Source organism: Acetomicrobium flavidum, from assembly GCF_900129645.1.
GTDB lineage: Bacteria > Synergistota > Synergistia > Synergistales > Acetomicrobiaceae > Acetomicrobium > Acetomicrobium flavidum.
The window spans coordinates 666,643-680,863 of sequence record NZ_FSQZ01000001.1 but is presented as its reverse complement, the minus strand read 5'-3'; the positions used below and the strand labels follow the sequence as shown (position 1 = coordinate 680,863).

15 protein-coding genes and 1 other annotated feature are annotated in these 14,221 nt (G+C 51.0%); of the genes, 14 read left to right on the top strand and 1 reads right to left on the bottom strand.

What is annotated here, in order from left to right; translation table 11 throughout:
• Window positions 1–2 precede the first annotated feature (2 nt).
• From BUQ78_RS03475 to lptB, 8 genes are all read left to right on the top strand, one after another.
• Window positions 3–980 (top strand): AIR synthase-related protein, encoded by a 978-nt coding sequence (locus BUQ78_RS03475; RefSeq protein WP_074199283.1) that lies wholly within the window; start codon window positions 3–5, stop codon window positions 978–980.
• A gap of 107 nt (window positions 981–1,087) precedes the next feature.
• The gene (rd, locus tag BUQ78_RS03470; protein WP_014806306.1) at window positions 1,088–1,246 is read left to right on the top strand and encodes a rubredoxin; all 159 of its coding nucleotides are present in this window, start codon (window positions 1,088–1,090) and stop codon (window positions 1,244–1,246) included.
• 83 nt (window positions 1,247–1,329) lie between these two features.
• Window positions 1,330–1,560, top strand: a binding site (T-box leader).
• Window positions 1,561–1,609: 49 nt separating this feature from the next.
• Window positions 1,610–2,653 carry a threonine synthase gene (gene thrC, locus BUQ78_RS03465; protein WP_074199282.1) on the top strand — a complete coding sequence of 348 codons (1,044 nt, stop codon included), beginning with the start codon at window positions 1,610–1,612 and terminating at the stop codon, window positions 2,651–2,653.
• Entirely contained in the window at window positions 2,647–3,603 is a 957-nt protein-coding gene (thrB, locus tag BUQ78_RS03460) for a homoserine kinase (protein ID WP_074199281.1), read from the top strand. The genes thrC and thrB overlap by 7 nt, the downstream gene beginning before the upstream one ends.
• A complete protein-coding gene (locus tag BUQ78_RS03455; RefSeq protein ID WP_074199280.1) occupies window positions 3,585–4,808 on the top strand; it encodes an aspartate kinase in 1,224 nt (407 codons plus the stop codon). Before thrB ends, BUQ78_RS03455 begins: the two co-directional genes overlap by 19 nt.
• 1 nt (window position 4,809) lies before the next feature.
• The gene (locus tag BUQ78_RS03450; protein WP_074199279.1) at window positions 4,810–5,805 is read left to right on the top strand and encodes an aspartate-semialdehyde dehydrogenase; all 996 of its coding nucleotides are present in this window, start codon (window positions 4,810–4,812) and stop codon (window positions 5,803–5,805) included.
• Between the two features lie 13 nt (window positions 5,806–5,818).
• Complete coding sequence (locus BUQ78_RS03445) at window positions 5,819–6,664, top strand: LptA/OstA family protein (protein WP_074199278.1); 846 nt, start codon at window positions 5,819–5,821, stop codon at window positions 6,662–6,664.
• Window positions 6,665–6,672: 8 nt separating this feature from the next.
• A complete protein-coding gene (gene lptB / locus BUQ78_RS03440; protein ID WP_074199277.1) occupies window positions 6,673–7,398 on the top strand; it encodes an LPS export ABC transporter ATP-binding protein in 726 nt (241 codons plus the stop codon).
• Here lptB and BUQ78_RS03435 read toward each other — a convergent pair.
• Window positions 7,388–7,843, bottom strand: coding sequence for a hydrogenase maturation protease (locus BUQ78_RS03435; RefSeq protein ID WP_074199276.1), 456 nt, complete (start codon window positions 7,841–7,843; stop codon window positions 7,388–7,390). The genes lptB and BUQ78_RS03435 overlap by 11 nt on opposite strands.
• Window positions 7,844–7,875: 32 nt before the next feature.
• Here BUQ78_RS03435 and murJ point away from each other — a divergent pair, with 32 nt between their 5' ends.
• The 6 genes from murJ to groL all read left to right on the top strand — a co-directional run bounded on the left by murJ (window position 7,876) and on the right by groL (window position 14,198).
• Window positions 7,876–9,420, top strand: a complete 1,545-nt coding sequence (murJ, locus tag BUQ78_RS03430; RefSeq protein WP_074199275.1) for a murein biosynthesis integral membrane protein MurJ — start codon at window positions 7,876–7,878, stop codon at window positions 9,418–9,420.
• Window position 9,421: 1 nt separating this feature from the next.
• Window positions 9,422–10,306 carry an Hsp33 family molecular chaperone HslO gene (gene hslO / locus BUQ78_RS03425; protein WP_074199274.1) on the top strand — a complete coding sequence of 295 codons (885 nt, stop codon included), beginning with the start codon at window positions 9,422–9,424 and terminating at the stop codon, window positions 10,304–10,306.
• A complete protein-coding gene (locus tag BUQ78_RS03420; protein WP_014806316.1) occupies window positions 10,303–10,857 on the top strand; it encodes a hypothetical protein in 555 nt (184 codons plus the stop codon). Before hslO ends, BUQ78_RS03420 begins: the two co-directional genes overlap by 4 nt.
• A gap of 78 nt (window positions 10,858–10,935) precedes the next feature.
• Window positions 10,936–12,042 (top strand): tRNA (adenosine(37)-N6)-threonylcarbamoyltransferase complex transferase subunit TsaD, encoded by a 1,107-nt coding sequence (tsaD, locus tag BUQ78_RS03415; protein ID WP_084532185.1) that lies wholly within the window; start codon window positions 10,936–10,938, stop codon window positions 12,040–12,042.
• Between the two features lie 199 nt (window positions 12,043–12,241).
• Window positions 12,242–12,532, top strand: a complete 291-nt coding sequence (gene groES / locus BUQ78_RS03410) for a co-chaperone GroES (RefSeq protein WP_014806318.1) — start codon at window positions 12,242–12,244, stop codon at window positions 12,530–12,532.
• 46 nt (window positions 12,533–12,578) lie between these two features.
• On the top strand, window positions 12,579–14,198 hold the full coding sequence (groL, locus tag BUQ78_RS03405; RefSeq protein ID WP_074199273.1) for a chaperonin GroEL: 1,620 nt from the start codon (window positions 12,579–12,581) through the stop codon (window positions 14,196–14,198).
• Window positions 14,199–14,221 lie beyond the last annotated feature (23 nt).

Here is a 14,221-nt window from a genome sequence, read left to right as displayed (position 1 = left end):
TATTGGCCAAAGGAGATTTTATAACCGTGGGCAAGGTCCCCCCGACCTTGCTGCAACCCCTTTTAAAGGAACTGCGAGGATTTGACAGGAAAGAGGTGCTCATAGGACCTAAGATAGGAGAGGACGCGGCCGTAATAGGATGGCCTGCGGGTGCTTTTTTGCTGGCCACTTCCGATCCCATCGTTGGAGCCCTTAAAGGAGCGGGGAGCTTGTTGGTAAACGTAAACGCCAACGATATAGCTGCCAAGGGGGGAGATCCGGCATATATGCTGGTGGTATTGATCTTGCCTGCGACCATGACGTTAAACGATGCTGCTTCGTTGATGGAAGAAGTTGACGAAGAAGCGAAAAAGCTGGGCATTGCAGTCGTCGGTGGACATACGGAGTTTTCCGATCGCTATACCCATCCCATCATGGTAGGTACCATGTTGGGGATAAGCCATAAGGTCCTGCGGGCAAGTTCCATCAGGCCGGGAGACGCAATAATTTTGACAAAGCATGTGGGCATAGAGGGGATGACCATACTTGCAAACGACAGAAGGGAAATGCTTGATCCCTTTTTGTCGAACGATGAGATAGAGGAAGTAAAGGGGTGGAGCTCCTCTTTGTCCGTCGTTCCTGAGGCAAGGCTTTTGAGGGATTTGGCTTTGTTCATGCATGATCCCACGGAAGGCGGAGTGATAGGCGGGATTTCAGAGATAGTTGCCCTTACCGACCTAAAGGTTAAGCTGGACCTCGATGCCTTCCCTCTGCATCCGATTACCCAAAGGGTCTCCAAAAAGCTGGGCTTCGATCCCTTGCACCTCATATCTTCAGGAGCGCTTTTGGCCGTAGTTTCGAAAGACGATGTCGAGGAAGCCATAAACAGGCTCAGGGAACATGGCATTTCCTGTGCCCTTGTCGGAACTTTTGACGTTGTCGGCATGGGGACGGATGAGCTGTCTGCGCAAGAAGAATTGTGGCGATTGCTCAGCCTGTAGCCGATAGCCTGATGATAGCGATGGATCTTTGTTTTAGCGATGGCATAAGGTTTATGCATAGATTATAATAATTACAAGCTTTAACCTATACCTAAGGGGGGAAAGTCATGAAGTATATTTGCACAGTTTGCGGTTATGTTTATGATCCGGCACAAGGCGATCCCGATTCCGGCATTGCTCCCGGGACGCCTTTCGAGGAATTGCCTGACGATTGGGTATGCCCGGTATGCGGAGTTGGAAAGGACATGTTTGAGCCGGCAGAATAAAGGGCCTTGCCTATGAAGCATAAATGAGCGCCATCCACTTGACATCTTCGGTTAACGGTATTATAAAGACCATTAATTAAGAAAACTTTGCGATGAAGGGGAAGAGTAGCTCGTCTTAGGCGATCTTCAGAGAGGAAATTATGCGGTGCGAGATTTCCGTTCGCGGATGAGCGAAGACCACCCCTGAGCAGCTATCGAAGCCGTCCTTTTTCGGATAAGATAGCGGGGATTCGCCCCTTATAGCGAAAAGAGTTCCGAAGCTGAAATCTTCGGAAATGGAGTGGAACCGCGGGAGCCCTCCTCTCGCCTCCAATGGAGGCTTGAGGAGGGTTTTTAATAACTATATGGAGGGATGGAAATTTAATGGTTCGCTTACTGGAAAGGTATGTTAAATATTTTCCCGTCACGTCAGGCACGCCGATCATATCGATAGGCGAGGGCAACACTCCCTTAGTTCGACTTGACAATCTTGGCGTAAAGCTTGGGATCGAGCTTTACGGTAAATGCGAAGGCCTTAACCCCACAGGCTCCTTTAAGGATAGAGGCATGGTACTTGCTGTGGCCAAGGCTTTGGAGGCAGGATCTAAGGGCATCATATGCGCTTCGACGGGAAACACTTCCGCTTCGGCAGCGGCTTATGCCGCCAAGGCAAAACTCAAATGTCATGTCGTCTTGCCTGCCGGCAAAGTGGCCAAGGGCAAGCTTGCACAGGCTTTGATGTACGGGGCAAATGTATTGGCCGTTCGCGGAAACTTCGATGTTGCACTTGATATGACGCGCAGGCTGGCCAGCGATCTGGGTTTAAATATCGTAAACTCGGTAAATCCTTACAGGCTTTGGGGACAGAGAAGCGGTGCCTGGGAGGTTTCAGACGAGATAGGATCTCCGGATTGGTGCGTATTGCCCGTGGGAAACGCAGGAAATATAACGGCCTACTGGGCAGGCTTCGTCCAATACAAAAAAGCGGGCCTGATTGACGCGATCCCCAAAATGATAGGAGTGCAAGCTCAAGGTGCTGCCCCCCTGGTAACGGGAAAGCCCTTCCAAAACCCGGAGACGGTTGCCACGGCGATACGCATCGGCAATCCCGTGAACGCAAAAAAGGCCATGGCTGCCGTTAAAAGCAGCAATGGAATGTTTTTGGCGGTCTCCGACGAAGAGATACTTCAGGCACAAAGGGATCTGGCAAGCAGTGAGGGCATATTCGCCGAGCCGGCTTCCTGTGCCACGCTTGCCGGCCTTTATAAGCTGAAGAGAAACGGCGACTTGCCAAAGGGCATAAGGGTCGTCATGGTCCTTACGGGTAATGGATTAAAGGACCCTATGATAGTCGATTATATGGTCTCACCGCCAAAAGAGGTGGAGGCGGACTTCGATGATTTGAAGGAGGCGATAATGTCATGTTGACAGCTATTGTGCCGGCATCAAGCGCCAATATAGGGTCCGGCTTTGATTCCTTTGGCGTTGCGCTGTCTTTATATAATCGTTATCAAGTCGTAGGCCTCTTGCCCCCGGACACCTATGAAGTGGAAGTCGTAGGCGAAGGGGGAAGGAGCTTGGCAAAGCCCGAAGACAACCTGTTAATAAGATCCTTCAGGGCTACACTGGCTAAATTTGACATCCCTCCCGTTGGGTTAAAGCTTAAATCCTACAACGCCATTCCCCTGTCGAGGGGGTTGGGCAGCTCGGCTTCCGCGATAGTTGGGGGAGTCATGTTGGCAAATGCCGTAGGAGTGCTTTCCCTTCAAAGGGAAAAGTTGCTTTCCCTAATGGTGGAGCTGGAGGGACACCCGGATAACGTGGTTCCGTGCTGTATCGGAGGCTTCGTCATAAGCGCTTGGGATGGCAAAGAGGTCAAATACGTTAAACTGCCGGCCTTTGAGGAGAAGATAAAAGTCGTCGTGGCCGTGCCGGATGTGACCGTGGACACGAAAATGGCAAGAGAAGTGCTCCCCAAAAGCGTCTCGCTTCAGGATGCCGTATTTAACTTGAGCCGAGCTGCTCTGCTGGCAGCTTCTTGGGTCACGGGCAAGCTTGAAAACCTGCCGTGGGCCATGGAGGACAAGCTTCATCAACCATATAGGGCCAAGCTCTTTCCGGGTGGAGAGGAAATCCTGGATCGCGTTAAATCCGTGCCGGGGTGCCTTGGGGCTGCGATCAGCGGATCCGGCCCAAGCGTCCTTGCTTTCGTGAAGGGCAATCCCACCCGCACGGCAAAGGAGATGTGTTCGGTCTTCACCGAAAGAGGCATAAGGTCCCGCTTCTTCGTCCTAGATGTGGATCAGGAGGGGGCGAGGATAAAGGGCGTCAAGCCGGCAGCTGCGGAGGAGGGCAGTCGATGTCGTATAATCGTGTAGTGTTGAAGTTCGGCGGAAGTTCAGTGGCTACCGTAGAAAGGATACGCAACGTTGCCGGGCGTATAAAGGGAGATTACGTGGATAAAGGTTACGAGGTGGCTGTCGTGGTGTCGGCCATGGGAAAGACGACGGATAATCTGATAGAGCTTGCGCGTAAGACTTCGAGCGTATCTGACGGAAGGGAGATAGACCAACTCTTGGTAACCGGGGAACAGCAAAGTGCCGCCTTACTGGCCTTGGCCCTGAAGGATTTAGGCTTGAAGGCCAAATCCTTCAACGGTTCCCAGGCGGGGTTTATCGCTTATGGTCATCATACGGAAGGCAGGATAACCGACGTAAATCCCAAAAGGGTCGAGGAATGGCTTAGCGAGGGTGGAGTTGCCGTCGTCACGGGCTTTCAGGGGATCAACGAACTTGGAGACTTCATGACCTTGGGCAGGGGCGGTTCGGATCTTTCGGCCGTTGCCTTGGCCGTTGCCCTCGATGGCGAATTCTGTCATATTTACACCGATGTGGACGGAATTTATACGGCTGACCCCAAAGTAGCCTCAGGCGCCATTAAGTTGTCGTCCGTATCCTATGAAGAGTGCATTGAAATGGCTGCTCTGGGAGCAAAGGTCCTTCAGGCAAGAAGCGTGGAGTTTGCTTCGTTGTATAAGATGCCCATTTACGTAAGCTCGAGTATAGTGGACGGGGAGGGAACTTGGGTGAGAGAAGAAGGCATAAAAGAGGGTTTAGTGATAAAGGCTGTTGTACATGATAAAAATGTTGCTAAAATAGCTGTGCTGGGGGTCCCCGACATGCCCGGTATTGCCGCCGGGTTGTTTAGCAGGTTGGCAGAGCGCGGCATAGGCGTCGAGATGATAATACAGAGTGTCATGCGTGGAGATGTCAACGATATAGCCTTCCTTGTCAAGGAGACCCTGCTTGGAGATGCGATAGAGGTTTGTAGCGAATATGCAAGGGAAATCGATGCTCAAGGCGTCACCTATGATTCGGAGGTCGGAAGGGTTTCCATAATAGGAGTCGGTTTGTCCGTCCATCCGGATATTCCGGCACAGATGTTTTCTGTCCTGTCGCGGGAGGGTATCAATATCGACATGATTTCTTCTACATCAAACTCGATCACATGTGTAATATCTTCTACATCGGTAGACAAGGCTGTATCTTCTTTGCATAAACATTTTATGGAAGGAGAAGTGTGAAATGAAGGTGGCTGTTCTAGGGGCAACAGGTCTTGTGGGGCAAGAGATGATAAAGGTATTGGAGGAAAGAAATTTCCCCGTAACCGAGCTTATCCCTCTGGCTTCTGGAAAATCGGCCGGAAAGCTCATCGATTTTCGCGGTGCTCAGATAGAAGTCAGGGAGGTCTCAAGGGAGGCATTTCAGGGCGTAGACATCGCTTTATTTTCGGCAGGGGCAGATATATCCGAGAAATGGGCACCTATAGCGGCCTCCTGCGGGGCGGTTGTAATAGATAACAGCTCTGCCTGGAGGATGAACCCGAAGGTTCCCCTCGTGATTCCTGAGGTGAACCCTTCTGATGCCATGCACCATAGAGGCATAATAGCCAATCCGAATTGCGCAACGATTCAGGCCGTAGTTGCTTTGGCACCGCTGCACAGGAGGTTTTGCCTTGAGTATTTCTCTGCCGTCACCTTTCAATCAGTATCGGGGACCGGCAAGGAGGCCTTGACCGAGCTTGATGACAGCATACGTTCAAACTTGGAAGGCAAGCCATTTAAGCCGGAGGTCTATCCACTGCCGATAGGGTTCAACGTTTTGCCCCACATTGGACCTATGGACGAATCGGGCGTCTCTGAAGAGGAGTGGAAGATGCTTCACGAATCCAGAAAGATCCTGCATCATCATAGGTTGCAGGTAAGCTGTACGACGGTTAGGGTTCCCGTGAGGCGCGGGCATTCGGAGGCCATAGTCGCTCAATTTGGGGAACATATAACCCTTGAAGAGGCATGCGCCATACTCTCGGAGGCCCCCGGCGTAGAGGTAATGACCGGCAACAATTACATAACTCCGCTGCAGGCGGCAGGAAGCGACCTGGTTTACGTGGGCAGGATCAGGTATGACATGGGGATGCCGCGTGCCTTGTCCATGTGGGTCGTGTCCGATAACCTAAGAAAAGGTGCGGCGCTCAACGCGGTTCAAATAGCCGAACTGGTATCATCCAAAGCCGATGTGTAGTAGGATGAAGGACATGAAGGCCCTATACGGATTCTTGGCCTTTGTGATATTGATTGCATTTTTTCTATCTCCCCCATGCGTGGGAGCCGAAAAAAACGCCACGACTGAGGTCACGCTGCGCTCCGATGAATTATACTACGATCCCAATTCCGGCAAGGTCACGGCCAAGGGAAGCGTCGAAGTTACCAGGGAAGATCTCGTGGTCAAGTCGCCCTTTGCCGAAGGGTTCATAGATGGCAGGGAGTTTCGTTTTTGGAATGGGGTGGACGCCTCCTGGCCATCGAGGGAGGCCAATCTTACGTGCCTGGAATTGAAGATGACAAAGGATGAAATGGGAACGTTGCTTAGGGCCTCGGGCAAGAGCCATATGATCCGCGGCAAGGATGAGGAGATACGCTGCAACGATTTGGAGTGGCTGGACGGCAAGACGATCTATTACAGCGCCATGGGAAACGTAAACGCGCGGATGAAGCAGATGGATATAGTAGCCGAAAGGGTCACAAGGCGAGGCGATGATTTCGATGCCACTCAAGTGCAGCAGTTTAGGGACAAGGAGCGCGGAGTGACCATGAGCGCCCAAGAGGTGAAGGGTAAAATTAAAGACGAGCTTATAGATGAAATGTGGGCAAGGGGAAATGTGGTCATCGTACATGAGCCCAAGGATGGAGAAAGGACGAACATCACGGGGGATCAGGCCCATTACATTCGAGACAAGGGTGTCCTTGAAGTATCCGGCAATGCCAAGGCAGTTCAGGAGGGCAAGACCATAGAGGCAGAAAGCTTAGTTTACTATGTGGAAGACAGACATATAGAAGCCCTCGGAAGGCCTAAGGTCGTCGTCGAGGTCAAGGAGGAATAGCGCTCGGTATGGCTGATTTATTGTCCGTTATGAAATTGGAGAAATCCTTCAAGCAGAGGAAGGTCGTATCAGACGTCTCCTTTCACGTCAAGAGAGGAGAGATCGTGGGCTTGTTGGGCCCTAACGGTGCAGGCAAGACCACAACTTTTTACATGATAGTTGGACTCCTTTACCCCGATGCTGGGGAGGTGTATCTGGACGACGTGGAGATCACGTCCTTTCCCATGTATTACAGGGCCAGGCTGGGGCTTGGTTATTTGCCTCAGGAAGCCTCGGTATTTAGGTCCCTGACGGTAGAGGAGAACCTGCGGCTTGTCTTGGAGGAGCGCGATCTGAAGGACGAGCAAGTGGATGAAAAGGTAGCCCTACTAATGACCGAATTTGGACTGCAGAAGATCTCGGATGTCAAGGGCTATTCGCTTAGCGGAGGAGAAAGAAGGCGAGTAGAAATAGCCCGCACCTTGGCCATAGAGCCGGATTTTCTGATGCTCGATGAGCCATTTAGCGGGATAGATCCAATAGCAGTTTATGATATACAACAGCTGATATTGAGCTTACGGAATAGAGGGTATGGCATACTGCTTACCGATCATAACGTCAGAGAGACATTGGCCATCACCGATAGGACGTGCCTCATTCATGAGGGCCAAATTCTGATAGAAGGACCCCCTGACGAGGTTGCAGAAAGCGAAATTGCAAGAAAATACTATCTTGGAGAGAGGTTCAGCTGGTAAGCGGGGGTATCTCGCATAATCGTCCGGAAAGTATCATCTTTATGAGCTCTCGTGCTGCCCTGCGGACCGACGGAGACAGCTTTGTGGAAAAGCCTGTCATAGCAGGCTGGATGCCTATTATAATTAACTCGCATTCCTTTGCGCTGTGATTTAATAGCCTTAAGAAGGATAGCCCATGGGTCGAAATGAAGCTTTGAGGCTCAATCGGAGAGATTCTTCTCATGCTTCCGGGCGGTAGGGACATCTGTGCCGCATCAACGATCACGAGTTTTCGGATATCCTTCATGGTGGATTTGGAAATGAAATTTTCAGGGACGCTTTCACATATCCTAACTTTAATGTTGGAGGGCGAAAGCCTTCTTAGCATCTTGGCGACGAATATCCCTACGCCGTCATCACCCATGATGTCGTTACCGATTCCCCAAACGTGGATATCTGCATCCATTTGCATCACCTTTGATCGAGGAGGATTTAAATTTGGCCAAGGCAATTGACACCATTATACGACATTCGATGATGATGACCATAGGCACTCTTACGAGCAGGATATTGGGGCTTATACGCGAGACCATAATCGCAGCCTTTTTCGGCGCAACCCGACAACTGGATGCCTTCCTGGTGGCGTATACTTTGGCCAACCTGGCCAGGCAGTTGCTCGCAGAGGGAGCCTTGTCGGCCACCTTTGTGCCCATATTTTCCAGGGCCTTGAGCCGGCATGGGAAGGACAGGGCCAAAGAACTGGGGAGACAGGCGACTACTGTTTTGATCGTCGCCGGTTCGTGTGTAGTTTTGCTTGGGATGATATTCTCTCCTCAGCTGGTTTCCCTCATTGCCCCCGGTTTTTCGGGGGATGAAGCCAGATTGGCGACGCTTTTTACCAGAAGGCTGTTTCCCTTTCTTTTGATAATCTCTCTTTCTGCCCTGGTCATGGGCGTCCTCAACAGCTTGGGCTCATTTTTTGTGCCCGCCATAGCGCCGGCTGTAAGCAACGTCGTCTTCATCTGCGTTGCCCTGTTTTTTTGCGAAAGGTACGGCATTTCAATCCTACCTATAGCCGTATTGGCCGGAGGCATATCGCAGTTTTGCGTCCAATGGATATGGAGCGCCCTCAAGGGATTTGCGCTTTACCCGACGAAGATTGACCGTTCCGACGAGGACCTAAGGACCATGATGCGCCTTTTCTTGCCCTACGTGGTTGGACTTTCTTTCAACCAGCTGCATCCGGTGATAAGCAGGGTTGCGGGATCATTTTTGGAGGCAGGGTCAATCTCGGTGCTGAATTACGCCGATAGATTGCTTCAACTTCCTTTGGGATTGTTCGTCATAGCCATATCTCAGGCCGTCTTGCCGACCCTTTCTAGGGCATCGTCAAATAGCGAGGAATTCATCGAAATCTTTAGGGATTCACTCAGGTTCACGTTCTTCTTGATCCTGCCAATAGAGATCATGGCTGTCATATTTTCCCCAGAGGCGGTAAACTGCGTGTTCTACAGGGGGGCTTTCGGTGATTGGGCTTGGAAGGCCACCAGCTGGTGTTTTGCCATTTACAGCCTTGGACTTCTGGGCATGGCCTTGACCAACGTCACCTTGAGGGCCATATATGCCTATGGGTTGCCCAAGGGAGCGATGTTCGTCACCTCTTCTGCGGTGTTGGTGAACTTTTTGATCAGCATCTCTAGCATGAAGTGGTTGTCCTATCGAGGATTGGCCCTAGGGGTAGCTTGCGGCTTCACGAGCGGGGCCTTTTTGGGCATAGGATATTTATCAAAGGCCACCGGTAAACTGGGGATATTCGATCTCAAGTGGTGCGCCAAATTGGCGCTTTCTGCCTGTGCATTAATATTGGTATCCCTGACGTATAAATTACTGTTGCCCTATCCCTCATTGGGAAGTACGATTATAAAAGCGCTTTGGTTGGTTGGAGCGGGTATTCTGGGAGCGATAGTTTATGCCGTAGCGACCTTGTCGTGCAGATTGCAGGAGTGGAAGTGGATAGCTAGGTCCATCAAAGGAGCAGATTAATATGTCAGAAGACAGAGAGGCAAAAGCAACTGTATATAAATGTTTGCTGGGCAATGGCAGTGCCAGGGCCATGGCCATCGAAGCGACAGGATTGGTCAGGTTGCTCAGGCAGATGCACGGTCTGTCCTTTTTGGCTACAGCGGCACTTGGAAGGCTCATTATGGCATCGATGATGATGGCAGCAGACCAAAAGATCGAGAGGGCCCGTGTGACGTTAATAATTGATGCAGGTGGACCACTTGGCAGGGTTGTGGCCGATGCCGAGGGCCTGGGTAAGGTAAGAGGCTACGTGGAAAACCCCCAGGTAGAGCTGCCCTTGTCTGAGGCGAGCAAATGGGATGTCAGTGCCGGCGTGGGCAGAAACGGCTATTTGACCGTCATCAAGGATTTGGGCCTAAGGGAGCCGGTAATTTCGAAGATTCCCTTGGTATCGGGCGAGATTGCCGAGGATATAGCGTATTATTACTCTAAATCAGAGCAAATTCCCACGGCTGTAGCTCTTGGAGTCCTTCAAAAGCCGTCCTTGGGAGTTATATCCGCTGGGGGCATAATGGTACAGCTTTTGCCCGGCGCTGAAGAGTCCTTTGTCGAAAGATTGGAGGAGCTTTTAAGGAAATATAGCTCCATAAGCAGTTTGGCGGAACGTGCTTCATCTCCCAAGGAGATGCTTGAGACGATCTTTGAGGGCGTCGATAAGAAATGGCTGGGAAGCGTCTCATTTGAGTTCGGTTGCAGGTGCTCGAGGGAGCTTGCCAAGGCCTTGTTGCTTTCGATGCAGGAATCAAGCGAAGAGGAGGTCTTGGAGGTGAGGTGTCACTTCTGCAACAAGGTCTACACTTTTACTGCCCAGGAAATTAAGGGGCTTAAGGGCGGTGAGGAAGATTGAAAAGACGCTTCTTAAATATTGCCCTTAGCGTGTCGCTGATCGTCTCCGTGGCAGCATTTTTCTTTCTTGCGGATAAAGCTTTCGGAGACGAGTTGGAAGATTTGATCAAGGAACGTACTACCACTATGTACCTTGAGGGCCAGAAGCTTGGAGATTTGATATTGGGGGCCAGGGCTAGGTTGGACTTTCTTTTCGTAGATGATTCATTGCTTCGGGCGGCAAGGACGTCCGGCATGACGCCCGACTGGCTAAAATGGCATCTGGGCCATTTTGGAGATCCTCAAATTCGCGGCAAAGACTTATTCGTATTGCGATATGAGGCATATAAGCCCTGGGATTTCGACCCATTTAAGATCGTAGTGAACGGGAAAAACTTGACCGAAGAGGATATATTGACCAAGTTGATTCGAATTTCAACGGGTTCTTTGTCTCCCAATACGGTAGATAGCCTGGCCTTTGCGGTTCCTAAGGCGAAGGATGGGGTATATAATATAACTTACGAAAGCGATCGGATAGAGATCGACGTCAAGAAGATAAAAAGGGAAAATTAACTGGAAGGTGATCCTGATGCATAAATATCGCTGTGCTATGTGTAATAAAATATTTGAAAGCAGCAGTTTTGCTCAAAGATGTCCAATTTGCGGTGGAAAGGTATTGATTCACCTGGAGGGGGATATGCCCAAGAAGAGGTCATCTGCCTGCGCTGGTGGCAGTTGCTCTACTTGCCATGGCTGCGGCAGGTGAAGAAGTTGTTGACATTAGGCATAGAGACCAGCTGTGACGATACGTCGGTTGCGTTGCTCGAGGGCAGTAGAAATTTGCTTCGCTTCCTGGTGGCAAGCCAACTTAAAGACCACGAGGCTTATGGCGGCGTTGTTCCAGAGCTTGCATCGCGCAAACATTTAGAGAATCTCATTCCGTTGCTCTCTCAGCTTTTGGATGAATGCCACATAAAAAACCCCTCAAGGGAGATCAATCTCATTGCTGTCACGGATGGCCCGGGCCTCATGGGATCGCTGTTGATAGGGACGACTGCCGCCAAGGCGCTGGCCCAAGCTTGGGAAGTGCCGTTAATGACCGTTAACCACCTAGAGGGACATATATTTGCCAACTATCTGGCGCATGAGGACTTGCTTCCGCCCTTCATTACGCTGATCATATCGGGTGGTCATACGGAATTGATCTTGGTAAAATCCTTCGGCGATTACAGTCTACTTGGTGCTACGAGGGACGATGCGGTAGGAGAAGCCTTTGATAAAGTCGCGCGCCTGCTGGGCTTGGGCTATCCTGGCGGACCCTTGATAGACGAAATGGCCAAAAGGGGAGATCCCTTTGCCGTGGCCTTGCCCATTCCCATGGCCGATAGCCCCGACATAGAATTTAGCTTCAGCGGTCTAAAGACCGCCGTTCTGTGGGCATTAAAAAGAAACCCCCATGTTAGGGTCGAGGATCTGTGCGCCTCCTTTCAGCATTCTGCCATCGAGGCATTGCTGCGCAAGGTGGATCTTGCGGTTAAGATCACAGGCATAGATAAAGTTGCCATTTCCGGCGGGGTAGCGGCCAATTCACAGCTTCGCGAGAAAGTGAAGGCCAAGCCCTGGCGTGCCTATATCCCTCCAAAAGAGCTGTGCACCGATAATGCCGCCATGATTGCTGCTGCCGGCTGTAACGCTTACAGGAGGGGCGAAAGGTCATCCTTGTCTTTCATGCCGGACCCTGCGAAAACCTTAGCTTAAAAAACCCAGAAAATCAAAGAAAAATTAAGATTTTCCTGCCTATTTGGTAATAATCACTAATAACTTGTGGTATTTCCACTTGTAATATTCGAGGTGAGGACTTTAACATATGTATCGCGCTGTTAGCACTTACCAATATTGAGTGCTAATAATTAAGGTCAAGACGATTCAGTTCATAACTGGTAGGGAGGGATGTTAAATGCAGCTCAAGCCACTCGGAGATCGGGTAGTCATTAAGGTCTTAAATCAAGAAGAAAAGACAAAGGGCGGAATAGTATTACCGGATACCGCTAAAGAAAAGCCCCAGGAAGGAGAGGTAGTTGCCGTAGGAAGCGGTAGGGTGCTCGAAAATGGCCAAAGGCTTCCTCTTGAAGTAAAGGTCGGCGAAAAGGTAATTTTCAGCAAATATGCAGGAACGGAAGTAAAGGTCGACGATGAGGAGTACCTCATCTTAAGCGAGCGCGACATTTTAGCTGTAGTTGCAAAGTAACCGGGCTAACTGACTGTTTGTTAACGTAATAAAGGAGGGATTTGAGATGCCGAAGATGTTGAAGTTTGATGAAGAAGCTCGCAGGGCATTGGAGCGAGGCATAAATAAAGTTGCCGATACTGTGGGAGTGACCTTAGGCCCCAAGGGACGTAACGTAGTATTGGAGAAGAAGTTTGGTTCTCCGACGATCACCAACGATGGCGTTACGATAGCCAAGGAAATAGAACTGGAAGAACCCTTTGAGAACATGGGTGCCCAGCTCTTGAAGGAAGTTGCCTCTAAGACCAACGATGTGGCAGGCGACGGTACGACCACTGCTACAGTACTTGCCAGGGCAATGATACGCCACGGCATGAAGAACGTAGCTGCCGGAGCCAACGGCATGCTGATGCGCAGAGGTATCGAGAAGGCAGTCGATGTAGTGGTTGATGAGCTGAAGAAGATGGCCATAGCCGTCAAGGATAGGGCCAAGATTGCTCAAGTGGCATCCATATCTGCAAACGACAGGGGCATTGGTGAGCTTATCGCCGAGGCCATGTCCAAGGTTGGGGAAGACGGCGTCATCACCGTTGAGGACAGCCAGTCCGTCGGTACCACTTTGGAGATGGTCGAGGGGCTCCAGTTCGACAAGGGATATATAAGCCCCTACATGATCACCGATCCCGAGCGGATGGAAGCCACCCTGGAAGACGCTTACATCCTGATCAACGATGGCAAGATCAGCAATGTAAAGGATCTCCTCCCCATTTTGGAGAAGGTCGTTCAGACCGGCAAACCTCTTTTAATCATCGCCGAGGATGTGGAGGGCGAAGCTCTGGCTACGCTGGTCGTCAACAAGCTCCGTGGCATCCTTCAGGTGTGTGCCGTTAAGGCTCCCGGCTTTGGCGACAGAAGGAAGGCCATGCTGCAGGATATCGCCATAGTGACTGGTGGCCAGGTAGTAAGCGAAGAGCTAGGGATCAAGCTTGAGAACGTGGATCTCTCCATGCTTGGCCGCGCTAAAAAGGTGCGCGTGACGAAAGAGGAAACCACGATAGTGGAAGGAGCCGGAGACCCTGAGGCCATTAGGAAACGTGCCGCTCAGATCAAAGCGGAGCTCGAAGAAGCCACGTCCGAGTACGATAAGGAAAAGCTTCAGGAAAGGCTTGCGAAGCTTGTCGGTGGCGTAGCTGTCATTCAGGTAGGAGCAGCCACCGAGACCGAACAGAAAGAGTTAAAGCATCGCATCGAAGACGCCTTGAGCGCAACCAGGGCTGCCGTTGAAGAGGGGATAGTTGCCGGTGGCGGTGTGGCCTTGTTAAATTGCATGCCGGCTTTGGAGTCCTTCATCAACACCCTTGAGGGTGACGAGAAGATCGGAGCCCAGGTTGTGTTGAATGCGTTGCCTGAGCCCATGCACTTGATAGCCGAGAACGCTGGCTTCCAAGGTGACGTCGTCATCGAAAAGGTGCGCAACCTGCCCAAAGGCCATGGCTTGAATGCTGCAACAGGCGACTATGTCGATATGATCGAGGAGGGCATAATAGATCCCTTGAAGGTCACCCGTAGCGCCCTTCAGAACGCCGGCTCCATTGCGGCCATGGTGCTCACCACAGAAGCCTTGGTGGCCGACAAACCTGAGAAGAAGGAAGCTCCCAAGATGCCCGAGATGCCGGACTACGACTAATTTAGCTTGATAAATTTAGCAGT

Bases quoted from the DNA above. Each gene is read 5' to 3' on its own strand.
- BUQ78_RS03445 (WP_074199278.1), top strand. From the start codon at position 5,819: ATGAAGGCCCTATACGGATTCTTGGCCTTTGTGATATTGATTGCATTT.
- BUQ78_RS03435 (WP_074199276.1), bottom strand. From the start codon at position 7,843: ATGGATGCAGATATCCACGTTTGGGGAATCGGTAACGACATCATGGGT.
- BUQ78_RS03455 (WP_074199280.1), top strand. From the start codon at position 3,585: ATGTCGTATAATCGTGTAGTGTTGAAGTTCGGCGGAAGTTCAGTGGCT.
- thrC (WP_074199282.1), top strand. From the start codon at position 1,610: ATGGTTCGCTTACTGGAAAGGTATGTTAAATATTTTCCCGTCACGTCA.
- thrB (WP_074199281.1), top strand. From the start codon at position 2,647: ATGTTGACAGCTATTGTGCCGGCATCAAGCGCCAATATAGGGTCCGGC.
- hslO (WP_074199274.1), top strand. From the start codon at position 9,422: ATGTCAGAAGACAGAGAGGCAAAAGCAACTGTATATAAATGTTTGCTG.
- tsaD (WP_084532185.1), top strand. From the start codon at position 10,936: ATGTCCAATTTGCGGTGGAAAGGTATTGATTCACCTGGAGGGGGATAT.
- rd (WP_014806306.1), top strand. From the start codon at position 1,088: ATGAAGTATATTTGCACAGTTTGCGGTTATGTTTATGATCCGGCACAA.
- lptB (WP_074199277.1), top strand. From the start codon at position 6,673: ATGGCTGATTTATTGTCCGTTATGAAATTGGAGAAATCCTTCAAGCAG.
- BUQ78_RS03450 (WP_074199279.1), top strand. From the start codon at position 4,810: ATGAAGGTGGCTGTTCTAGGGGCAACAGGTCTTGTGGGGCAAGAGATG.
- groL (WP_074199273.1), top strand. From the start codon at position 12,579: ATGCCGAAGATGTTGAAGTTTGATGAAGAAGCTCGCAGGGCATTGGAG.
- groES (WP_014806318.1), top strand. From the start codon at position 12,242: ATGCAGCTCAAGCCACTCGGAGATCGGGTAGTCATTAAGGTCTTAAAT.